We start from the raw sequence: 21,525 nt of genomic DNA, 5'->3' as shown, positions 1-21,525 counted from the left end.
GTGCTGACGACTGAGGCTGGTCGGGGTGAGCGGCGTCAGCCGCCCGGGTTCTCCATCCGCCCGGCGACGACGCCCTCGGCGATGGTGGCCGTCTCGGCCTCGGTGAGCCGGCGGGTGCCCTCGGCGGTCGCCGTCATCACCACCGGGTAGATCCGCCGGGTCAGGTCCGGCCCACCGGTGGCCGTGTCGTCGTCGGCGGCGTCGTAGAGCGCCTCGACGGCGAGCCGGGTCGCGTCGTCGATGGAGACGCCCGTCCGGTACCGCTTCTTCAGCGCCGACTTGGCGAAGAGCGAACCGGAGCCGATCGCGTCGTAGCCGGTCTCCTCGTAGGGGCCGCCGGTGACGTCGAAGCTGAAGATCCGCCCGGCGCGGGCCGGATCCCGGGCGGCCAGGTCGAAGCCGGCGAAGAGCGGGACGACGGCGAGCCCCTGCATCGCCGCGCCGAGGTTGCCCCGGATCATCGAGGCGAGCCGGTTGGCCTTGCCGTCGAGGGAGAGCATCGCGCCCTCGATCTTCTCGTAGTGCTCCAGCTCCACCTGGAACAGGCGCATCAGCTCGATGCCGATGCCCGCCGTGCCGGCGATGCCGACCAGCGAGTACGCGTCGGCGGGGTGCACCTTCTCGATGTCGCGCTGCGCGATCAGGTTGCCCATGGTGGCCCGGCGGTCGCCGGCCAGCACCACCCCGCCGACGGCCGAGATGGCCACGATGGTGGTGGCGTGCGGCGCCAGGTCGGCGGCCATGCCCGGCGGCAGCGGCCGTCGGCCGGGCAGCATCTCGGGGGCCACCCGACTCAGGAAGGTCGTGAAGGAGGACGTCCCCGCGTTGGTGAACACATCTGGTAGACGCCCGGATGGATCAAAGCCCGCTGCCACGTGGTTCCTCTCAGGTACGTGATCGCCCTGGCCAGCCTCGTGGGACTGTCACGGAACTGGCCAAGACCACCGTTGCAGTTGAAGCAGAGTATCCCGCGCACCCATCCGGTGCGGTGATCGTGGTCCACATGTTGAGGATCTTCCGCGCCGCAGACGGCGCAGACGCCACCCTGCTCGGCGAGCAGCTCCTGGAACTCCTTCTCGCCGATCCCGTAGCGGCGGCGCAGGTGGTACTCGCGACTACCGCCGTAGAGCCGCTGCCTGACTTCCTTGGTGCGGCTGTTGTGGCACGGCTTGCAGTACGTGGCATAGCCCGTACTGTCGGCCCGGTTGCGGGGGAAGTCGACCACGGGCTTGACGGTTCCACAGTCGGCGCAGAAGCGATGACCTTCCGGAACTTCCCGGGTGGCCCTCACCTCTCGGCCGTGCTTCTCCCCGACCCGTTTGGCGTAACTGGCCTTCGAACGGTTGTTGAAGCAAGGTTTGCAGTAGCTGCCACGACCGCTGGGACGCTTGCTGCTCACACAGAACTCGGCGAGCGGCTTCCATTCCCCGCAGTCGCGGCAACGACGACGGCCGTCCTGATCATCCAGGGGGAGCGGCATGTCCGTTTCGACCCAGTTTGTTCACTGGCCTCCTTTTTGCACGTAACCCCTCACAAATTCTTCGGCGTTCTCCTCCAGGACCGAGTCGATCTCGTCGAGCAGGTCGTCGACGTCCTCGGTGATCTCCGCGTGCCGTTCCGCCACCTCGGGGTTGGCCTCGGTGGTGACGTCCTCGATCTCCTCGGCCTGGTGCGACTTGCCCGCCTGCGACTGGCCGCCCTCTTGTGAAGCCATCTCGGTGCCTCCTCCACGATCGCCTGCGATGAACTTACCTCGCGCAGGCGACGAAAAGCCCGCCGCACGCCGGCATCCGACGCACGACGGGCTCACCGGCCCCGGTCGGGTCAGCCGCCGGTCAGCGTCTCCAGCAGGTCCTTGGCGGTGTCGCACCGGTCGAACAACGCGCCGACGTGCTTACGGGTGCCCCGCTCCGGCTCCATCATCGGCACCCGGACCAGCGACTCCCGGCCCACATCGAAGATCACCGAGTCCCAGCTCGCCGCGACCACCTCGGAGGCGTACTGCGCCAGGCAGCGGCCCCGGAAGTAGGCCCGGGTGTCCTCCGGGGGCTCGGTCATCGCCCGGCGGGTCTGCTCATCGTCCAGCAGCGTCTTCATCGAGCCCCGGGTCACCAGCCGATGGTAGAGGCCCTTCTCCGGCCGTACGTCGGAGTACTGCAGGTCGACCAGCTGGAGCTTGTGCGAGCCCCAGCCCAGCTTCTCCCGCTCCCGGTAGCCCTCCAGCAGCCGCAGCTTGGCCACCCAGTCCAGCTCGTCGGCGCAGAGGAACACGTCACGGCCCAGCCGGTCCAGCACCCGCTCCCAGCGCTCCAGCACGTCCCGGGTCTGCGCGTCGGCGTCCGCGCCGTAGCGCTCGTCCACGAAGGACCGTACCCGCTCGTAGTAGGCCCACTGGAGGTCCAGAGCGGTCAACCGGCGGCCGTCGCGCAGCCGCATCCGGTGCGTCAGCGACGGGTCGTGGCTGACCGCCCGCAACTCGGCGACCGGGTCGGCGATGCCCAGGTCGGCACCGAGCGCCTTCTCCTCGATCATGGTGAGGATCAGCGCCGTGGTGCCCACCTTGAGGTAGGTGGAGATCTCCGACAGGTTGGCGTCGCCGATGATGACGTGCAGCCGACGGTACTTGTCGGCGTCGGCGTGCGGCTCGTCCCGGGTGTTGATGATCGGCCGCTTGAGGGTGGTCTCCAGGCCGACCTCGACCTCGAAGAAGTCCGCCCGCTGGGAGATCTGGAAGCCGCTCTGCCCGCCGTCCTGCCCGATGCCGACCCGACCCGCGCCGCAGACGATCTGCCGGGTCACGAAGAACGGCGTCAGGTACGCCACGATGTCGGCGAACGGGGTCTGCCGGCGCATCAGGTAGTTCTCGTGCGCGCCGTAGCTGGCGCCCTTGTTGTCGGTGTTGTTCTTGTAGAGGTGGATCGGCTGGGTGCCGGGGATGGTGGCCGCCCGCCGGGCCGCCTCGGCCATCACCCGCTCCCCCGCCTTGTCCCACCGCACCACGTCGAGGGGGTTGGTCACCTCGGGGGTGGAGTACTCCGGGTGGGCGTGGTCGACGTAGAGCCGGGCACCGTTGGTGAGTATCACGTTGGCCAGGCCGAGATCCTCGTCGGCGAGCGCCTCCGCCGGATCGTAGGCGGCCCCGGAGTAGGTGAACCCCCGGGCGTCGCGCAGCGGCGACTCCTCCTCGTAGTCCCACCGGGCCCGGCCGCCCCGGTTGAGTTCCGGGCGCGCACCGTACGCGTTGACCACCTGGGACGAGGTGACCATCGGGTTGGCTCCGGCCTGGCCGGGCACGGAGATCCCGTACTCGACCTCGGTGCCCATGATCCTTCTGACGCTCATCGACCTACCCGCTCCGCTCGCCTCACCCGGTCCGCCGTCACGTCGAGCGTAGTCCGCCTCACCGGGGAAGGGGGCACGCCGCCTCGCCCGGGTCGGGTGTCGCGGTCTCCAGCGTCGGCGGGGGCGGCTCGTCCGAGGGGGCCACGTCGCAGTCCGGGACGGTCAGCGGCACCCAGCTGAGCCGGTGCCGCAGCGCCGGTTCGTCGCGCAGCATCCGGTGCACCCGGCGCTCCCCCTTGGGATCGGAGGTGATGAACCGGATCGGACCGGCCACCCGCCGGACGATGAGGTCGGTGCGGTCGGGTTCGAGGAACGGCAGGCTGTAGATGCCCGGGTCGGTGGCCGCCGTGGTGCCGTGCAGCGCCGACAGGCACAGCGAGATGAGGTACGACCGCATCGGCCCGCGGTCGATGACCAGGGTGGTGGTGCCCGGCACCTCGGGATAGCGCTGCTGGGCGTCGGCACACACCCAGGCCACTCTGGACGGCAGGGTGAGATCCTGGTGGACCCACTGCTGTGCCCAGGTCTTCTCGTCGACCAGCAGCAGGCTGCGGTGCCAGCCGGTGACCCCGCAGAGCGCCACCGCGACCGTCATGGTGAGCGCGGCGGCGAGCACCCCCGCCACGGTGCTGCCGGCCCCCCGCCAGGTCAGCGCCGGCCGGGGCACCGGCAGCAGCCGGACCACCGCGGCGGTGCCGACGATGAGCAGCGCGGTGGCCAGGTGGGTGGCCTTGACGAAGTAGTAGCCGGGCTGCACCCCGTCGTTGACGTTGAGCTGGGCGATGGTCAGCGGGAGGGCCGCGCCGACGACGCAGACCAGCAGCCAGCGCCGCCACGCCGGATCGGCGCGGGCGACCTGGACGAGCAGGGCCACCCCGACGATGCCGCCGAGCCAGATCAGCGCCCGCCACCCCTCGACGGCCTGCGACGAGCCGATGACCAACGCTTCGGTCTGCCCGGCCCGCAGCACGCCGAGCAGCGGGGCGATCAGGGCGAGGGCGGCACCGGCCAGGCCGACGGTGAGCACGGTGAACCACCGGCGCAGCGCCTCCCGCCAGTGGGTGAGCACCCAGCACAGCACCAGCACGGCGGCGGCCGGCAGGAACAGGTAGTAGGTGAACCCGACCGCGGCGAGCAGGGCGCACAGCAGCACGACCTGCTCCCGGGTGCCCGGGACCGGCCGGGCGACCAGGGTGGCGACCAGCACGGTCAGCGTCAGCCCGAGCACCTCGGTCGGGTAGCCGGCGTTGAGCAGCCGGGGTAGCTGGGTGCCCAGCACCACCGCGCCGACGACCACGGTGAGCACGGTGCGGTGCAGCAGGTGGATGGGGCCGGACAGCCGCTGGGCGGCCCAGATCAGGGTGAGGGTGAGCAGTCCGAAGCCGGCGATGGTCCAGCCGAAGTAGTGGGCGACCAGGTCGTCGGCGCGCGGCGCGGTGGGGCTCAGGAAGCCGTCGAGCAGGGCGGTGATCAGGTGCCAGCCCTGCGGGTAGTAGACGAGCTGCGCGGTGATCTGCTCCCGGGCCGCGGCCGGGTCGACGAAGGTGTAGCCGTCGAGGCGTCCCATCACGTCGAACAGGGCGAGGTGCCGCCAGTTGTCCTCGCCCATGCCGAGGACGGTGAGCCGGTCGGCGAGGTCACCGGCGCGCTGCCAGGGCTGCCGCAGGTAGACCACCATGGCGGCGGCGCCGGCCAGCGGGAACAGGTCGGCCCAGCCGGGGCGGGGCAGCCGGGGCGCACGCCGCAGCGCGGCGGCGGCCAGGACCAGCACGGTGAGGGCGACCCCGGTGACCGGCACCGGTCGCATTCCCCACGGCCAGACCGGGAAGATCAGACCGCCGACGGCGGCCAGGCCGAGCAGCAGCCCGAGGGCGAGCATCAGCCGGTCGAGCAGGGTACGGCCACCGCGCAGCAGGCTCGCCGTGGCGATCAGGACGACCGGGGGGAGCAGCCATTCCCGGTGCAGGGCATGCCCGGCCAGGGGTACGGCCCACGCGGCGACCAGTGCGACGAGCAGGAGCGGAATCCACCGCCAGCGACGGGCCGGCGGGCGCGTCGGGACGGTGGGGGGCGTCTGGTCCACCGCCGGGGACAGCGGCGGATCAACGACGGAGAGCTCGGGCGGCACGCGGTTCCTCGGAGTTGACGACGCGGTCGGGGAAGTCTACCGACGCGTCCGGCGGCACACCCACCGGAAGCGGGGGCGGCCCGGTTAACAGTGGGTGACGCAGACGACCGGGCCCGCGACGCGTGGCGTCGCGGACCCGGTCGGTCGACCGGTCAGAGGTACTGACCGGTGTTGCTGGCGGTTTCGATGGAACGGCCGGCCTCGGTGCCCTTGCCGCCGGAGACGAGCGTGCGGATGTAGACGATCCGCTCGCCCTTCTTACCGGAGATCCGGGCCCAGTCGTCCGGGTTGGTGGTGTTGGGCAGGTCCTCGTTCTCGCGGAACTCGTCGACGCAGGCGTCGAGCAGGTGCTGCAACCGCAGCCCCTTGCGGCCGGAGGTGAGGAACTCCTTGATCGCCATCTTCTTGCCCCGGTCGACGATGTTCTGGATCATCGCGCCGGAGTTGAAGTCCTTGAAGTAGAGGACCTCCTTGTCGCCGTTGGCGTAAGTCACCTCGAGGAAGCGGTTCTCCTCGGTCTCCGAGTACATCCGCAGGACCACCGCGTCGATCATGGCCGCCACGGTGGCCTGGGGCTCGCCGCCGTGCTCGGCCAGGTCGTCGGCGTGCAACGGCAGCCCGGCGAGGATGTACTTGGAGAAGATGTCCTTGGCCGCCTCGGCGTCCGGACGCTCGATCTTGATCTTCACGTCGAGCCGGCCGGGGCGCAGGATGGCCGGATCGATCATGTCCTCCCGGTTGGAGGCGCCGATCACGATGACGTTCTCCAGCCCCTCGACGCCGTCGATCTCGCTGAGCAGCTGCGGGACGATGGTGTTCTCCACGTCGGAGGAGACACCGGAGCCACGGGTCCGGAAGATCGAGTCCATCTCGTCGAAGAACACGATGACCGGCGTGCCCTCCCCGGCCTTCTCCCGGGCTCGCTGGAAGATCAGCCGGATGTGCCGCTCGGTCTCGCCGACGTACTTGTTGAGCAGCTCAGGACCCTTGATGTTGAGGAAGAAGCTGGTGTGCCGGTCCTTGCCCAACCGCTCGGCGATCTTCTTGGCCAGCGAGTTGGCCACCGCCTTGGCGATCAGCGTCTTGCCACAGCCCGGCGGACCGTAGAGCAGGATGCCCTTCGGCGGCCGGAGCTGGTGCTCGCGGAACAGGTCGGCGTGCAGGAAGGGCAGCTCCACCGCGTCCCGGATCTGCTCGATCTGCGACTGGAGGCCGCCGATGTCGGTGTAGTCGACGTCGGGCACCTCCTCCAGCACCAGCTCCTCGACCTCGCTCTTCGGGATCCGCTCGTAGGCGTACGCCGAGCGGGGCTCGATCATGAGCGAGTCGCCGGCCCTGATCGCCGAGCCGATCAGGGTGTCGGCCAGGTGGACGATGCGCTCCTCGTCGGAGTGCGAGACCACCAGTGCCCGGTCACCCGGGCTGCCCTCGGGACCAGCGAGGATCTCCTTGAGCATCACCACCTCGCCGACCCGCTCGTAGCCGAACGCGTCGACGATGTTGAGCGCGTCGTTGAGCAGGACCTCCTGACCACGCCGCAACTCCTCGGCGTCCAGCGAGGGTGAGACGGCGACCCGGAGCTTGCGTCCGCCGGTGAAGATGTCCACCGTGCCGTCGTCGTGCCGCGCGAGGAAGACGCCGTAGCCGGACGGCGGCTGTGCCAGCCGGTCGATCTCCTCCTTGAGCGTCACGATCTGCGCGCGAGCCTCCTTGAGGGTGCTCACGAGCCGGTCGTTGTTCTCGGTGAGCCGCGCCAACTGTGCCTGGGTGGCCGCCAGCCGCTCTTCGAGCTGCCGGACGTGTCGGGGGCTTTCGGTCAACTTGCGCCGCACCAGAGCGAGTTCCTCCTGAAGGAACGCGACCTGCGTGGAGAGATCGTGGGCCTCCTTCTCCCACCGTGCGGCGCGCGAGTCCGCGTCGTCACTGCGTGCCACGTCCCACCTCCCCGGGGGGCTTGAACGTTCTGCCCTAACACTAGCCGCTATGAGGCCGATTCGGTCCCACGCAACGCCCTCGTCACCGAACCTTGATCGCCAAGGGACGCCCGAGGGGCAGGTCCGGCCGTTCGGGTACCGTCGAGGGGTGGGACGGGAGAACATGGGGGGTGCCGGGTGACCGACGTCGTGACCGACCAGTTGCAGGTCTGGGTGGACCAGGATCTCTGCACGGGCGACGGGCTCTGCGTGCAGTACGCGCCGGAGGTCTTTGAGTTCGACGTCGACGGCCTGGCGTACGTCAAGGGCACCGACGGTGAGCTGCGACTCGCCCCTGGTAGCCGGGTCGACGTGCCGGAACACCTGCGGCTCGAAGTGATCGACTCCGCGAAGGAGTGCCCGGGTGAGTGCATCCACGTGGTGCGCGGCGGCGACGGCGTGGAGGTGGCCGGCCCCGAGGCCGAGGAGGGCTGACCGGGCCGGACGGGCCGCGGCCCGGGGCCGACCGGGCACCCCGACGCGGCGACCACCCGGGGGCCGATCGTCGGAAAGACGACTCCGCCGGGCAGCGACGGCCGGGCCGCAACGTGACGACCGTCACTCACGACCCGACCGAGCGGCTACAGCAGCGGACGGCCGACCACCGAGGCGACCAACCGGGCAAACTCCTCCAGCCGGGCGATCTGACCGGCTCCGCCGTCGTCGAGGGTCTTCCCGAAGCGCAGCGCGTCGTGCCGGGGCGCACCCACCATCTCGTCACCGGGCGGGGCCTCGTCCAGCGAGGTGAGCAGCAGGTAGACGTCGATGCTGTCGACCCGTACCTCGCCGTTGTCGGCCCTGGTCAGCCGGCGACGGCAACCGACCTCGGTGACGGTGGAGATCGGCACCACCCGCAGCGAGGAGGTCATCGACCCGGGTGGCCCCTCCCCCGGCGGTACGTCCTCACCGTGCCAGAGCACCAGCCGGCTGCCGTCGCAGACCACGACCTCCTGCCACACCCCGTTGACCTCGTTGACGAAGCGCTCCAGGGTGAACCCGAGCACCGACGCCCCGCGCAGCACCCCGCCGAGCGCCTCCAGGGCGATGTCCGGGTCGCGCAGATAGGCACGGGTGGCCGACTCCAGATCCTGGTACGGCGACCAGTCCGGGAACACGGCCGGCAACTCGCCGCCGCCGAAACCCGGCTGACTCATGCCCTCTCCCCAAGGTCGTGCCGTCGGCCCGTCCGTGCCGCCGGAATCCGCCCGTTCACGCCCGGCCGCTCCGATCCGCCGTCACGAGCGGTCCGTCCCGTCCGCCCCGCCGGCGACGACGGCAGCGACGGCCGCCTCGCCGGCAGCGACGGCCGCACCGTCGGCCCTGTCGGCAGCGGCCGCCTGGGCCGCCGCCTCCCGGGCCGCCGCGGCCTCGCGCAGCGCCTGCTTCCGCTCGGCGTACGCCTCGGCGCCCTTGCTCGGCTTGCGACGGCGCGGCGGCGCGGTCACCCCCGGCGCGAGCTTACGCGCGGAGACCAGGAACGCGGTGTGCGCGATCATCCGGTGGTCCGGCCGGACGGCGAGCCCCTCGGCGTGCCAGTCCCGCACCAGCGACTCCCAGGCCCGCGGCTCGGTCCAGCCACCACGCTCGCGCAACGCCTCCACCAGCTCGGACAGCTGCGGGGTGGTCGCCACGTAGCCGATGAACACCCCACCGGGCAGCAGCGCCCGCTCGACCATGTCGAGGGTCTCCCACGGGGTGAGCATGTCCAGGACGATCCGGTCGAAACCGGTCTCCGGGCAGTCGGCGACGTCACCGACGTGCAACCGCCACGCCGGGTGCGGCGCACCGAAGAACGCCTCCACGTTGCGCCGGGCGATCTGGGCGAAGTCGTCGCGCACCTCGTAGGAGTGCAGCTCGCCGCCGGTGCCGACGGCGCGCAGCAGCGAGCAGCTCAGCGCTCCGGAACCGGCGCCGGCCTCCAGCACCTTGGCGCCGGGGAAGACGTCACCCATGGCCACGATCTGCGCCGAGTCCTTCGGGTAGATCACCTGGGCACCGCGCGGCATGGACAGCACGTAGTCCGACAGCAGCGGGCGCAGCGCCAGGAACGCCGTCCCGCCACCGGCGGTGCTGACCACGCTGCCGTCGGGCTGCCCGATCAGCGCGTCGTGGGCCAGGATGCCCCGGTGGGTGTGGAACTCCTTGCCGGGCTCCAGGGTGACGGTGTGCATCCTCCCCTTGGGGTCGGTCAGCTGTACCCGGTCGCCGGGACGGAACGGCCCCCGGTGCACCGGGGGCAGCTCGGCGGTGGTGGCGGACGTCGGTGTGCCGTCGCGGGCCGGAAGGGTGGGGGGATGTGCTGCGGTCACCTGTTCATCTTCCGTGTGGGTTCGAGGACCTGGGCGAGATCCGCGATGTGCAGAACGCCGACGACATCTTCGCCTGCCGTCACCAGGAACCGCGCGCCCGGGTGGGCCTGGACGGCCGCCAGCACCCGCTCGCCGTCGAGATCGTGCGGCAGGGTCGGCAGGGCGGCCAGCGACCGGGCCACCGCGTCCACCGCCAGCCACGGCCGACGATCCGGCGGTACGGCGTCCGCCGCCGCCGGGTCGACCAGGGCGACCGGCCGGCCGGTGCCGTCGACCACGAGGACGGCCGAGGCGGGCGGGCCGTCGACGGCGTGCCGGCGCTGCGCCTCGGCCAGCGGCGTGCCGGTGGGTACGGCGAAGACCGGTCGGGTCAGCCGGGGCAGGTCGATCAGCGGAACCCGGCGGCTGATCCGGGCGTACCGGATCGACTGGCCGGCGCCGCGCCAGAGGGTGACCGCCACCAGCAGCATCAGCGGCAACGCCAGCGGGGCCAGGATCCGCTGCACGGTGAGCAGCACGACCAGGGCGGCGGTGCCGACCGCGACGGCCCGGCCGACCCAGCCGGCGGCCTCGGTGGCCCGGTGCCGGTCCCGGGTGATCCGCCACAGCACGGCGCGCAGCGCCCGGCCACCGTCCAGGGGCAGGCCGGGCAGCACGTTGAAGACCGCCACGATCACGTTGCTCAGCGCCAGTTGCAGGGCGAGCTGGCGGGCCAGGGTGTGGTCGGGGGTGGCCAGCGTGGCGGCCACGGCGATCCCGCCGAGCACCGCCGACACGGCCGGCCCGGCCAGGGCGACCAGCAGTTCCACCCGGGGGGTGGGGGCGTCCCGCTCCATCTCGGTGTAGCCGCCGAGCAGTTCCAGGGTGATCCCGCGCACACCGATGCCGTACCGGCGGGCGGTCAGCGCGTGCCCCAGCTCGTGCAGCAGGACCGAGCCGAGCAGTGACACCACGAAGCCCAGGCCGATCAGGTAGCCGCCGAGCGGGGACAACCCGAGCCGGTCCCGGGCGAACTCGGCGTAGGTGACCGTCACCAGCAGGGTCAGCAGCAGCATCGACACGTTGAGGTGCAACGGCACCCCGAACACCCGGCCGACGGTCAGGCCGGTACGCCGGCGGGGCGCGGGGGGACGGGACTCCACCGGCCCGATGCTACGCGCCAGGCGATCATGCCCGGTGCGGCGAGCGCGGACCTGTCGGACCGGTGACCTAACCTTCGGGGCATGACGGCGGATCCGGTGATCGACCAGCAGCATTCCCCGGCGGCGTTGCCCGCCACGGTCCGGGCCTCGCTGTCGCCGTCACGGGCCGCCGACTTCAAGACCTGCCCGCTGCTCTACCGGTTCCGCAGCATCGACCGGCTGCCCGAGCGCCCCAGCATCGAGCAGGCCCGGGGCACCCTGGTGCACGCGGTGCTGGAGCGGTTGTTCGACCTGCCGGCGGGCGGTCGTACCCCTGACGCGGCCGGTGACCTGGTCGGCCCGCAGTGGGACCGGCTGGTCGCCGGGCAGCCCGAGCTGGCCGGTCTGTTCGACCCGGCCGACGAGGCGGGCACCGCCGGGTTCCTCCGGTCGGCGGCGGCGCTGCTGGAGGGCTACTTCGCGGTGGAGGATCCGCGCCGGCTGGAGCCCGCCGAGCGGGAGAGCCTGATCTCCGCGGTGGTCGACGACGAGCTGCTCATCCGGGGCTATCTCGACCGTCTCGACGTGGCCCCGGACGGGGCGCTGCGGGTGGTCGACTACAAGACCGGCGGCGCCCCGAGGGAGGCGTTCGAGGCACGGGCGCTGTTCCAGTTGAAGTTCTACGCCCTGGTGCTGTGGCGCACCCGGGGTGTGGTGCCCCGGGTGCTGCGCCTGCTCTACCTCAAGGACGCCGAGGTCTGCGACTACTCCCCCGACGCCGAGGAGCTGCTCCGCTTCGAGCGCACCGTGGTGGCGCTCTGGCAGGCCATCGAGCAGGCCACCGCCCGGCAGGATTTCCGGCCCCGGCCGAGCCGGCTCTGCGACTGGTGCAGCCACCAGGCGCACTGCCCGGCCTTCGGCGGCACCCCGCCGCCGTTCCCGCAGCGGGCCGCGGCGGCCGACCCGCTGCGCGACGCCCGGTCCCGACCGGCCGTCCCGGGCGCCGACGAGTGACGGTCACCAGGGGTGCCGGCGGGTGACGAGCCGCCCGTGCCCGACGGGTGGCGGTCACTCCGGGCCCCGACGGGTGACGGCGGCCGCCGAGCCGCGGGGCGGAGGCGGGCTCGTCCGCGAGGAGGAGACGAGGTTCGTCGTCGGCGACGACCTCACGGCCCGGCGGGCGGCTAGCGTCGCGGTATGACCGAGGAACCGGGGCGGTGGTGGGTACGCCGGCCGCTGGCCGGTGACACCCTCTTCGCCGTCGCGCTGGTGGTGCTGGACGCCCTCTTCGTCCTGCTCACCCCGCGCGAGTTCTGGCCCCGGCAGCTGCCGTCCATGCTGGTGTGGAGCGTGCTGTGCGCGGCACCGGTGGCACTGCGCCGGGTCGCCCCGTGGCCGGCGGTGGCCGCCGCGCTGGCCACCCTGACGGTGCCGGCGCTGCTCGGGACCGCTCCGACCACCCAGAGCCTGACGTTCCTGGTGCTGACGTACACGATGGCGGTCGGGCGGACGGTGTCGGCGGCGGTCGTCGCCACGGTCCTGCTCTGGACGCCGGTGGCGGCGCTCAACGTGCTCGCTCCGCTGGAGACCGGGCTCGACGTCGGCCCGGCGTACCTGGTGCTCAACAACCTGCTCACCGCGTTGCTCGCCTACGCGGTGGGGCGGGCGGTGCGGTCCCGGCGCATCTCGCTGCGGGCGTTGCGGGAGCGGGCCCGGGTGGCCGAGGAGAACCAGCGCTCGCTGGCCGAGCAGGCGGTGGCCGACGAACGGCGGCGGATCGCCCGCGAGCTGCACGACGTGGTGGCCCACCACGTCAGCGTGATGGGGGTGCTGGCCACCGGGGCGCGGCGGGTGCTGCGCCGGGACCTGGCCGCCGCCGACGAGGCGATCACCACCATCGAGGACACCAGCCGGGCCACGCTGCGGGAGCTGCGCCGGTTGCTCGACGTGCTGCGCACCGACGCGGAGCCGGCCGCCGACCTCACCCCGCAGCCCGGTCTGGCCGGCATCGCCATGCTGGTGGACCAGGTACGCGAGGCGGGGCTGCCGGTCGTCCTGGAGGTCGCGGACCCGGTGCCGGTGGTCGAGGAGGGCGTGTCGCTGACCGTCTACCGGATCGTGCAGGAGGCGCTGACCAACGCGCTCAAGCACGCCGGGACGGCCGTCGCCACGGTCCGGCTGGGGGTCGACGCGGGCGGCCTGGTCGTGGAGGTCACCGACACGGGCCGGGGTCCGGCCCCGGGGCCCGAGCGGATCGGGCACGGACTGGTCGGCATGCGGGAACGGGTCGCCCTCTACGGTGGAACCCTGCGGATCGGGCCACGGCCCGGCGGCGGCTTCCGGGTGTACGCGAGAATTCCGGTGGAACCGGTCGGGACGGTCCCGGCATGACGGCGGAACGGGGACAGCAGATGGGCGAGACGCACGGCGGTGCCCCGCCCTTCCCGCGGGACGAGGGGCGGCCCTCGTCGGGCCGGCCGGTGCGGGTTCTGCTCGCCGACGACCAGCCGTTGCTGCGCACCGGGTTCCGGATGGTGCTGGGCACCGAGGACGACCTGGACATCGTGGCCGAGGCCGGGGACGGCCAGGAGGCGGTGGAGCTGTCCCGCCGGCTGCTACCCGACGTGGTGCTGATGGACATCCGGATGCCCCGGATGGACGGGGTGGCCGCGACCCGGGCGATCGTCGACGCCCGACTGCCGGTGCGGGTGCTCATCCTCACCACCTTCGACCTCGACGAGTACGTGGTGGGGGCGCTGCGGGCCGGAGCGAGCGGCTTCCTGGCCAAGGACGTCCCGGCCGAGGACCTGGTCACCGCCATCCGGACGGTGGCCGCCGGGGAGGCGGTGGTGGCGCCGCGCATCCTCAGACGGCTGCTCGACCGGTTCGCCACCGCACTGCCCGACCCGGCGGCGACCCCGCCGAAGGCGCTGGGCACGTTGACCGAGCGGGAACGGGAGGTCCTCGTCCAGGTGGCCCGGGGGCTGTCCAACGCGGAGATCGCCGCCGCGCTGTCGGTCAGCGAGACGACCATCAAGACCCACGTCGGGCACGTGCTGACCAAGCTGCGGCTGCGCGACCGGGTGCAGGCGGTGGTGCTGGCGTACGAGTCGGGGCTGGTCCGCCCCAAGGCGTAGCCGGGTGGTGCCGGGTCCACCGCAGGGCGTACCCGGAGTAGGGACGGCGGGGCGACGACGGCGTTGCCGTGCTCACCTACCGTGACGAAAGACGGCGCGGCGCGGTTGACCATGACGGAACGTCAGGTCCTAGCGTCGACGCCGACGTCCCGCCGGCCGGTGGGGCGTAGCGCGGTCGACCGTCGACTCAGGGGCAACCCTGAGGCGGTCTCCGGGCCGACCCGCAGCGGTAAATCCGCCTCGGGTCCGCCCGTGGTCGGACGGATACCCGCCGACCGGCACCGAGGATGGGACCAACCCCACCGGCCAGCGGGGGCGGTGGGGACGACACAGCCAGACGGAAGAGGTAGATGACGTGACCGAGACGGTAGGCCGGCAATCGCCGGCCGCGGCCCGGGCGAACGACGTGTGGAAGGTCTACGGCACCGGCGAGGCGCAGGTCGCCGCGCTGCGCGGGGTCAGCGTCGAGTTCGAGCGGGGCAGGTTCACCGCGATCATGGGCCCGTCGGGCTCGGGCAAGTCGACGTTGATGCACTGCCTGGCCGGGCTGGACTCGGTGAGCAAGGGAACCGTGCAGATCGGCGACACCACGGTGACCGGGCTGGGTGACTCGGGCCTGACGAAGCTGCGTCGGGACAAGGTGGGTTTCATCTTCCAGCAGTTCAACCTGCTGCCCACGCTCACCGCCCAGGAGAACATCCTGCTGCCGATGTCGATCGCCGGCCGCAAGCCCGATCCGGCCTGGTTCGACACGGTGATCGACACGGTGGGCCTGCGGGACCGGCTGGGACACCGGCCCTCGCAGCTCTCCGGCGGCCAGCAGCAGCGGGTCGCCTGCGCGCGGGCGCTGGTCGCCCGCCCTGAGGTGATCTTCGCCGACGAGCCGACCGGCAACCTGGACTCCCGCTCCGGCGCGGAGGTGCTCCACTTCCTGCGCAACTCGGTACGCGAGCACGGCCAGACCATCGTGATGGTCACCCACGACCCGACCGCCGCCGCGTACGCCGACCGGGTGGTCTTCCTGGCCGACGGGCAGATCGTCTCGGAGCTGATCGAGCCGACCGCCGACACGGTGCTGGACACCATGAAGAAGCTGGACACCCCGGTCGAGGTGGCCGGCTGATGTTGCGGGCCACCCTCAAGAGTCTGCTGGCGCGCAAGGTGCGCCTGCTGCTGTCCGGCCTGGCCGTGGTGCTGGGCGTCATGTTCGTCTCGGGGGCGTTCGTGCTCACCGACACGCTGGGCCGCTCGTTCGACGCGGTCTTCGCCGACGCGTACGAGGGTGTCGACGTCAACGTCGCCGGCAAGCCCAAGGTGGCGCTCAGCGAGATGCAGGGTGAGCAGGTGCCCGCGACCGTGCCGGCGGCGACGGTGCAGCGGATCGACGCGGTCGCCGGGGTCGCCGGGGCCACCGGCGTGGTCACCACCGACGGCGCCCAGCTGATCGGCAGCAACGGCAAGGTGGTCACCTCGTTCGGGCCGCCGCAGCTCGGGTCGAACTGGCAGGGCGAGAGCGACCTGGTGAAGCTGCGCGAGGGGCACGAGCCCCGGGCGGACGGCGAGATCGTCGTCAACGCGGCGCTGGCGAAGGCGGGCAAGGTGAAGGTCGGCGACCGGGTCGGGGTGCTGACCCCGCTGGCGCCGAAGCAGACCTTCACCCTGGTCGGGATCTTCGGGTACAGCGGTGACCGGGACTCGATCGGCGGGGTCAACGAGGTCGCCTTCACCACGCCGGTGGCGCAGCGGCTGCTGCTCGGCGAGCAGGACGTCTTCACCAACGTCACGGTCCGGGCGGCCGACGGGGTCAGCGACGCCGCGTTGCGCGACGACCTGGCCCGCACGCTCGGCGGTGACTTCGAGGTCAAGACCGGCGCGCAGTTGTCGGCGGACGCCTCGGCGAGCCTGAAGGAGGGGCTGTCCTTCTTCAACAAGATCCTGCTCGGGTTCGCCGCCGTCGCGCTGCTGGTGGGCACGTTCCTCATCCTCAACACCTTCTCGATCATCGTGGCCCAGCGGACCCGGGAGCTGGCGTTGATGCGGGCGATCGGGGCCAGCGGCCGGCAGATCATCGGTTCGGTGGTGCTGGAGGCGGTGGCGATCGGACTGATCGCCTCGGTGCTGGGGCTGGGCGCCGGCATCGGCATCGGCGCGCTGCTGGCGTACGTCTTCGGCAACCTGGCCGGTGGGTTGACGCTGGCCGGGATCGGGGTGCCGGCGTCGGCGGTGGTCGGCTCGTTCGCGGTCGGCCTGGTGATCACGGTGGTGGCGGCGCTGTTGCCGGCGCTGCGGGCGGCGCGTATCCCGCCGATCGCGGCGATGCAGGACGTGGCCAACCCGGACCGGCCGTTGACCCGGGTGACAGTGACCGGCGGGGTGGTCACCGGGATCGGGGCGGTGCTGTTGTTCCTCGGGCTCAGCGGCAACGCCGGGGACAACACGCTGCCGGTCATCCTGGGCGGGGTGCTGTTCGCCTTCATCGGGGTGGCGCTGCTGACCCCACTGATCAGCCGCCCGGTGGTGTCCCTGCTGGGGGCGGTCTTCGCCTGGTCGGTGCCGGGCAAGCTGGGCCGGCTCAACTCCGGCCGCAACCCGCGCCGGACGGCGATCACCGCGGCGGCGCTGATGGTCGGCATCGCCCTGGTGACCGGGGTGACGGTGATCCTGGACTCGGCGAAGGGCAGCATCGGCGCGCTGGCCCAGGACACCATCAAGGCCGAGCTGGTGATCTCCGGGGCGTCGACCGGTCCGCGTCCGGCGAGCTTCGACCCGGCGGTGCTGACGAAGGTCGCCGCGCTGCCCGGGGTGCAGCTGGCCGACGGCGAGTACGGCGACATGGGCATGGTCGACGGGAAGGTCACCTGGCTGGCCGCGTCCAGCGACGTGACCGCCTTGCAGCGGATCTTCGGGGCCAAGACGACCGCCGGTGACATCAGCCGGCTCGGCCCGGACCAGATGCTGTTCAGCTCGGACGCCGCGGAGTCCCGCAACATCTCCGTCGGGTCGCGGGTGACCGTGCAGGCCTCCCGGGGTGAGCCGCGCACCTACACGGTCAGCGGCATCTACGAGAGTTCCGAGCTGACCAGCCCGGTGCAGCTGCCGCCGCAGGCGGTGAAGGACTTCGCCATCCCGAAACCCAACCAGGGGTTCATCCAGCTGGCCCCGGGCACCCCGGTGGCGGACGTGCAGCCGCAGGTGGAGGCGCTGCTCGCCGACAGCCCGGAGGTGTCGGTGGCCGACCGGGACGCGTTCATCGCGCAGCAGACGGGTTCCCTGGACAGCCTGCTCACCATGATCCAGATCCTGTTGGCGCTGGCGATCGTGATCGCGGTGCTCGGCATCGTCAACACCCTGGCCCTGTCGGTGCTGGAGCGGACCCGTGAGCTGGGTCTGCTGCGGGCGATCGGGCTGCGCCGGGCACAGACCATGCGGATGATCACCGTGGAGGCGGTGGTGATCTCGGTCTTCGGGGCGCTGCTCGGGATCGTGGTGGGCGTCGGCCTCGGTGCCGCGGTGGTCCGGGCGCTCAAGGACGACGGCATCACCGACCTGATCCTCCCGTGGGGTCAGATGGGGCTGTTCCTGCTGCTGGCGGCCGTCATCGGGGTGGTGGCGGCGGTGCTGCCGGCGATCCGGGCGGCCCGGATCAACGTGCTGGGCGCGATCGCGCACGACTGACCCGCTACGCCACGAGGGGATTCCGCCGGTCGGCGGGATCCCCCTCGTCGTCACCGCGCCGACCAGGCGGGCGGCTCAGCCGGGCGGCGACACCCGGACGGGCGACCCACCCGGGCGGGCGACACACCCGCTCGGGCGACTCAGCCGGGCGGTTCGCCGAGCAGCGCCGCCAGCAGCTCCAGGTCCGCCGCGGTGAGGCTCTCCACCTGGTGCACGCCGTCGGTCGGCGGCAGCGGCACCTCCGCCGGTACCGCCAGCACCGCCGCACCGGCGGCGAGCGCGCTGGCCACCCCGGCCGGCGAATCCTCGATCGCCACGCACCGGCCGATCGGCACGCCCAGCAACCGGGCGGCGGTCAGGTAGGGCTCCGGGTGCGGCTTGGCCGAGTCGACCTCGTCACCGCAGACCACGGCGTCGAAGCTGCCCCGGCCGAGGGTGTCCAGCGCCACCTCCACCAGCGCCCGGCCGCTGGAGGTGACCAGCGCGGTGGGGATACCGGCCGCGCGGACCGCCCGCAGCAGGGTCAACGCGCCCGGCCGCCAGCGCAGCCCGGTGCGGAACAGCTCCAGGATCCGGGCGTGGATCCACTCCGCGCTGACCCGGGGATCCCGCTCGGGCTGGCCGAGGTCGTCGTGGAGCAGGCGCATCGACGCGGCCATGCTGGTGCCGACCATCGCCCGCCGGGCCGCTGCGGTGAGCGTGCCGCCGTACGCGGTGGCCAGCTCGTACAGGGCGATGTCCCAGAGCTTTTCGCTGTCGACCAGGGTGCCGTCCATGTCGAAGAGCACAGCGGCGGGGGGTGGGCTGCTCAGCGGATCCTCCTGGCGTCAGGTGGTGGTCTCCGGGCGATCCTGCCAGCCCGGCCCGGACCGCCCGCCGCCGTGCCATCCGGACGTGACCTGCTCCTCAGCCGAGGTTGCAGGCGTCCAGCGACCTCTCGTAGCCGCGGAAGAACCAGTCGGTGCGCTGTTCGGCGGTGCCGTGTGAGCCTTCAGCGAACCACGGCTGGTCGGGATCGTCGCCGACGGCGAGCAGCCCCTCACGGAACTCGTCCAGGTCACCGGCGTCCAGTTTCAGGGTGCCGTCGCGGACCGAGTCGCCGAGGTACGCCCCGGCCATGCAGTCGGCCTGCAACTCCTGCTGGATGGTGAAGTCGGCGCGCAGGCCGAGCCGGACCTGGATGCCGTGGGCGTACTCGTGGCCCAGCAGGTAGAACACGAACGCGTCCCCGACCTGCCGGAACGCCGAGACCGACCAGTTGACGTCGTAGGCGATGAAGTCGCCCCGGGAGCAGTAGACCGCGTTGTTGCGGGGCAGCGGCTGCCCGGCGCAGGAGACCTCGCCCTCCCGCTGGTAGGGCACGATCCGGCGGATCGGCCGGAACTGCTCGCCGGTGGTCCGGAACCGGGCGGCCCAGTAGCGTTCGGCGATGGTGACCGCGTCCTCAATGTCGCTCTTGAACTCGGCGACGCTGGTGGTGCCGTCGGCGCGGGTGGTCTGCGCCTCGGGCGACGGCGGGGCCGCCGGGCGGGAGGACTGCCGGGGGGCTGGTTCCCGGGGTGCCTCCGGGCCGCTCTCCCCCACCCCGCCGGCCGCGCAGCCGACCGCCACCACCAGCGCCGTCAGCACGGCGACGAGCGGTCCGTGCGATCGGCGTCCCGAGCCTGCCGTCACCGTGTGCCTCCCAGGCGTCCCGGTCCTGTGGTCGGTGGTACCCCGACCGTCAGACGATCATGCCCGGCCGACGTCCGGTTGACCATGGGCGACCCGGATCGACCCGGCCCGGCCGTCAGTGGTGCGGCCGACCACGCTGGATCGTCCCACCCTGGGCGAGGTGCCGCTCCGCCTCGTACCGCTGCTGTCGGGCCTGGGCTTCCTGCCCGGCGGCGCGGTCCCCGGCCCCGGTGGCGCGGGCGCGGTCGCGCCAGGCGACCCAGCCGACAGTGCCCACCGTCACCAGTGCCGCCACCCCCAGCACCAGCCACATCGTCATCATACGGACACGATACGTAGTCGCCGCCGGCCCCGGCGTCCCGGCTGGTCGACGGTTAGCCTCGGGGACGGTGTCCGGATCGGTCCGGCGGCACCGACGTCTCTGATGTCCGGCCGGGCCACGGCCGGTCGAGAGGAGAGACCATGAAATACATGATCATGTTGTACGGCTCGCAGCGCGACTACGACGCGATGGCCGGGCGGCCCGGCGCGCAGCCGCCGATGTCGCCGGAGCAGGTCGCCGCGATGCACGCCCACATGGCGGCGGTGCACCAGGAGCTGGCCGAATCCGGCGAGCTGGTCGACGGGCAGGGACTGACCGCGCCGGTGCACGCCCGTCGGGTGCGGCTGCGGCAGGGCTCCCCGGTGGTCACCGACGGGCCGTACCCGGAGACGCAGGAGGTGCTGGCCGGCTTCACCATCGTCGACTGCGCCAGCTTCGACCGGGCGACCCAGATCGCCGCCCGGTTCGTCGACCCGGACGCCGAGGGCGGGTACGTGGACGTACGACCGGTCGCCGACGGCATCGACGACCTGGACGGCTGAGTCGGCACCGTGCGCCCACCCGCCGTCGAGGACCTGCTGCGCGTGCTCGCGCCGCAGGTCCTCGGCGCGCTCGTCCGCCGGTACGGCCACTTCGACACCGCCGAGGACGCCGTCCAGGAGGCGCTGCTGGCCGCCGCGACGCGCTGGCCGGTCGACGGCCTGCCGGACAGCCCCCGGGGCTGGCTGGTCACCGTGGCCGCCCGCCGGCTGACCGACCTGCTCCGCAGTGAGCAGGCCCGCCGCCGACGGGAGGACGACGCCGGGCGGGCGGTCCCGACCGGCCGGTGGCTCGCCCCGCCGGCCGACCACCCGGATCCGGGCGACGACAGCCTGGTCCTGTTGTTCCTGTGCTGTCATCCGGCGCTGCCGCCGGCTGCCCAGATCGCGTTGACCCTGCGGGCCGTCGGCGGGCTGACCACCGGTGAGGTGGCCCGGGCGTTCCTGGTGCCCGAGAGCACGATGGCCCGCCGGATCACCCGCGCCAAGCAGCGCGTCCGGGGCAGCGGGTTGCCGTTCGCGCTGCCCGACGCCGCCACCCGCGAGGCCCGGCTCGACGCCGTCCGGCAGGTGCTCTACCTGATCTTCAACGAGGGGTACGCCAGCACCGCCGGCACGCATCTGCGCCGGGTGGACCTGTCCACCGAGGCGATCCGGCTGACCCGGATGCTGCACCGGCTGCTCCCGGCCGACCCGGAGGTCACCGGGCTGCTGGCGTTGATGCTGCTCACCGACGCCCGGGGGCCGGCCCGGGTCGGCCCGGCCGGCGAGCTGGTGCCGATGGCCGAGCAGGACCGCCGCCGCTGGCGGGCCGACCAGATCGCGGAGGGGGTGGCCCTGGTCAGCGCGGTGCTGCCCCGCGGCGACGTCGGACCGTACCAGCTCCAGGCGGCCATCGCGGCGGTGCACGACGAGGCACCGAGCGCCGGGGAGACCGACTGGGCGCAGATCGTCGCCCTCTACGAGGTGCTGATGCGGATCGCGGACAACCCGGTGGTGGCCCTCAACCACGCGGTGGCGGTGGCGATGGCCCGGGGCCCCGGGGTCGGGCTGCGCCTGCTGGACGCCCTGGCGGCCGACCAGCGGATCGCCGACGACCCGAGGTGGCACGCCGCCCGCGCCCACCTGCTGGAGCGGTCCGGGGATCCGGCCGGTGCGCGGGAGGCGTACGAACACGCGGCCCGACGGTCGATGAACCTCCCCCGCCAGCGTTACCTGTACGGCCGGGCGGCCCGCCTGCCCGAGCCGTCGACCGCCGGTGCCGCACCCGACCCGGGCGGCGGCTGAGCGCGGGTGCGGCGCGGC

The 21,525-nt window shown here is 72.5% G+C and carries 20 protein-coding genes; 8 read left to right on the top strand and 12 right to left on the bottom strand.

What is annotated here, in order from left to right:
* Positions 1–35: 35 nt before the first annotated feature.
* From prcB to arc, 6 genes are all read right to left on the bottom strand, one after another.
* Entirely contained in the window at positions 36–875 is an 840-nt protein-coding gene (gene prcB, locus GA0070623_RS02345) for a proteasome subunit beta (RefSeq protein WP_172898361.1), read from the bottom strand.
* The gene (locus GA0070623_RS02340) at positions 794–1,480 is read right to left on the bottom strand and encodes an endonuclease VII domain-containing protein (protein WP_084261194.1); all 687 of its coding nucleotides are present in this window, start codon (positions 1,478–1,480) and stop codon (positions 794–796) included. The genes prcB and GA0070623_RS02340 overlap by 82 nt, the downstream gene beginning before the upstream one ends.
* A 21-nt stretch (positions 1,481–1,501) precedes the next feature.
* Positions 1,502–1,714 carry a ubiquitin-like protein Pup gene (locus GA0070623_RS02335; RefSeq protein ID WP_067305652.1) on the bottom strand — a complete coding sequence of 71 codons (213 nt, stop codon included), beginning with the start codon at positions 1,712–1,714 and terminating at the stop codon, positions 1,502–1,504.
* A gap of 110 nt (positions 1,715–1,824) precedes the next feature.
* The gene (gene dop, locus GA0070623_RS02330; protein ID WP_067305656.1) at positions 1,825–3,342 is read right to left on the bottom strand and encodes a depupylase/deamidase Dop; all 1,518 of its coding nucleotides are present in this window, start codon (positions 3,340–3,342) and stop codon (positions 1,825–1,827) included.
* Between the two features lie 58 nt (positions 3,343–3,400).
* On the bottom strand, positions 3,401–5,470 hold the full coding sequence (locus tag GA0070623_RS02325; RefSeq protein ID WP_197700035.1) for a hypothetical protein: 2,070 nt from the start codon (positions 5,468–5,470) through the stop codon (positions 3,401–3,403).
* Positions 5,471–5,622: 152 nt separating this feature from the next.
* Positions 5,623–7,404 carry a proteasome ATPase gene (gene arc, locus GA0070623_RS02320; RefSeq protein WP_067305659.1) on the bottom strand — a complete coding sequence of 594 codons (1,782 nt, stop codon included), beginning with the start codon at positions 7,402–7,404 and terminating at the stop codon, positions 5,623–5,625.
* Between the two features lie 177 nt (positions 7,405–7,581).
* Between arc and GA0070623_RS02315 the strand changes: the two genes are divergently transcribed.
* Positions 7,582–7,878, top strand: a complete 297-nt coding sequence (locus GA0070623_RS02315) for a ferredoxin (RefSeq protein WP_067305663.1) — start codon at positions 7,582–7,584, stop codon at positions 7,876–7,878.
* Between the two features lie 146 nt (positions 7,879–8,024).
* Here GA0070623_RS02315 and GA0070623_RS02310 read toward each other — a convergent pair whose 3' ends face one another.
* The 3 genes from GA0070623_RS02310 to GA0070623_RS02300 form a co-directional block, all read right to left on the bottom strand.
* The gene (locus GA0070623_RS02310; protein ID WP_067305666.1) at positions 8,025–8,597 is read right to left on the bottom strand and encodes a hypothetical protein; all 573 of its coding nucleotides are present in this window, start codon (positions 8,595–8,597) and stop codon (positions 8,025–8,027) included.
* Positions 8,598–8,678: 81 nt separating this feature from the next.
* A complete protein-coding gene (locus tag GA0070623_RS02305) occupies positions 8,679–9,683 on the bottom strand; it encodes a tRNA (adenine-N1)-methyltransferase (protein ID WP_067305714.1) in 1,005 nt (334 codons plus the stop codon).
* A 65-nt stretch (positions 9,684–9,748) separates the two neighbouring features.
* Positions 9,749–10,894, bottom strand: coding sequence for a site-2 protease family protein (locus GA0070623_RS02300; RefSeq protein ID WP_231932627.1), 1,146 nt, complete (start codon positions 10,892–10,894; stop codon positions 9,749–9,751).
* An 81-nt stretch (positions 10,895–10,975) separates the two neighbouring features.
* On the opposite strand from GA0070623_RS02300, the gene GA0070623_RS02295 reads away from it, so the two are divergent.
* The 5 genes from GA0070623_RS02295 (at position 10,976) to GA0070623_RS02275 (ending at position 17,685) form a co-directional block, all read left to right on the top strand.
* Positions 10,976–11,887, top strand: a complete 912-nt coding sequence (locus tag GA0070623_RS02295; protein WP_067305669.1) for a RecB family exonuclease — start codon at positions 10,976–10,978, stop codon at positions 11,885–11,887.
* Positions 11,888–12,070: 183 nt separating this feature from the next.
* Positions 12,071–13,264, top strand: a complete 1,194-nt coding sequence (locus GA0070623_RS02290) for a sensor histidine kinase (RefSeq protein ID WP_067305674.1) — start codon at positions 12,071–12,073, stop codon at positions 13,262–13,264.
* A gap of 140 nt (positions 13,265–13,404) precedes the next feature.
* Entirely contained in the window at positions 13,405–14,010 is a 606-nt protein-coding gene (locus GA0070623_RS02285) for a response regulator (protein ID WP_231932790.1), read from the top strand.
* 355 nt (positions 14,011–14,365) lie between these two features.
* Positions 14,366–15,133: an ABC transporter ATP-binding protein gene (locus GA0070623_RS02280; protein ID WP_067305678.1), complete on the top strand. Its 768-nt coding sequence runs from the start codon at positions 14,366–14,368 to the stop codon at positions 15,131–15,133.
* Entirely contained in the window at positions 15,133–17,685 is a 2,553-nt protein-coding gene (locus GA0070623_RS02275) for an ABC transporter permease (RefSeq protein WP_067305682.1), read from the top strand. The genes GA0070623_RS02280 and GA0070623_RS02275 overlap by 1 nt, the downstream gene beginning before the upstream one ends.
* A gap of 140 nt (positions 17,686–17,825) precedes the next feature.
* Here the strand turns inward: GA0070623_RS02275 and GA0070623_RS02270 are convergent, their stop codons facing one another.
* The 3 genes from GA0070623_RS02270 to GA0070623_RS02260 form a co-directional block, all read right to left on the bottom strand.
* Positions 17,826–18,473, bottom strand: coding sequence for an HAD family hydrolase (locus tag GA0070623_RS02270; RefSeq protein WP_067305685.1), 648 nt, complete (start codon positions 18,471–18,473; stop codon positions 17,826–17,828).
* A gap of 118 nt (positions 18,474–18,591) precedes the next feature.
* Positions 18,592–19,311: a neutral zinc metallopeptidase gene (locus tag GA0070623_RS02265; protein WP_407937986.1), complete on the bottom strand. Its 720-nt coding sequence runs from the start codon at positions 19,309–19,311 to the stop codon at positions 18,592–18,594.
* A 163-nt stretch (positions 19,312–19,474) separates the two neighbouring features.
* Positions 19,475–19,681, bottom strand: a complete 207-nt coding sequence (locus tag GA0070623_RS02260) for a hypothetical protein (protein ID WP_067305692.1) — start codon at positions 19,679–19,681, stop codon at positions 19,475–19,477.
* Between the two features lie 140 nt (positions 19,682–19,821).
* On the opposite strand from GA0070623_RS02260, the gene GA0070623_RS02255 reads away from it, so the two are divergent.
* Both GA0070623_RS02255 and GA0070623_RS02250 read left to right on the top strand, forming a co-directional pair.
* Positions 19,822–20,223 (top strand): YciI family protein, encoded by a 402-nt coding sequence (locus GA0070623_RS02255; RefSeq protein WP_067305695.1) that lies wholly within the window; start codon positions 19,822–19,824, stop codon positions 20,221–20,223.
* A gap of 9 nt (positions 20,224–20,232) precedes the next feature.
* The gene (locus GA0070623_RS02250) at positions 20,233–21,507 is read left to right on the top strand and encodes an RNA polymerase sigma factor (RefSeq protein WP_067305698.1); all 1,275 of its coding nucleotides are present in this window, start codon (positions 20,233–20,235) and stop codon (positions 21,505–21,507) included.
* Positions 21,508–21,525: the final 18 nt, after the last annotated feature.

Origin of the sequence: Micromonospora rifamycinica, assembly GCF_900090265.1 — a bacterium.
GTDB lineage: Bacteria > Actinomycetota > Actinomycetes > Mycobacteriales > Micromonosporaceae > Micromonospora > Micromonospora rifamycinica.
This window is presented reverse-complemented; position numbering and strand designations above follow the sequence as displayed.